A 441-nucleotide genomic window follows, 5' to 3' on the forward strand; every position below is an offset into this window, starting at 1 on the left:
CAATTTTTATAAATGATTTGAAGTTGAATTTTACAAAGTAGTCTACAGGTACATTCATTAATTTTTCAACTGCATCAATACTTGCCTGTGGTCCACCATTTTTTCCGTTTTTAGCAGAGCCATATGCATGTGCATGTGTAATTTTATCGCTTTTCTTTTCTATTGGAATATAAGTATATGTGTCTCGTGGAATACTTAAAAGTTTTACAGTTTTACTATCTTTATTAAAAGTTGCAAGTAACAGTGCATCTGTCCGTATCGCAGCACCGTATTCTTTACCGCGGGTATCGCTTTCATCAACGCCCATTATTAGTACAGATACGTTATTAGAAATAGGTTTTACTGCTTTATCACGTAAATCTGATTTATCACCGCGCTCTAAATCGTGAGCGGCATTTCGAACAGCAGAAGATGCTTTATTTACTAAAAACCAAGTATAAC

General features: G+C 34.5%; 1 protein-coding gene. It reads right to left on the bottom strand.

The annotated features are described in order from the left end of the window. A partial coding sequence (locus tag V7183_RS25290) for an LCP family protein (RefSeq protein WP_335361254.1) occupies nucleotides 1-441 on the bottom strand: 441 nt, incomplete at both ends.

This window comes from Bacillus sp. JJ1127, assembly GCF_036965845.1.
Taxonomy (GTDB): Bacteria; Bacillota; Bacilli; order Bacillales; family Bacillaceae_G; genus Bacillus_A.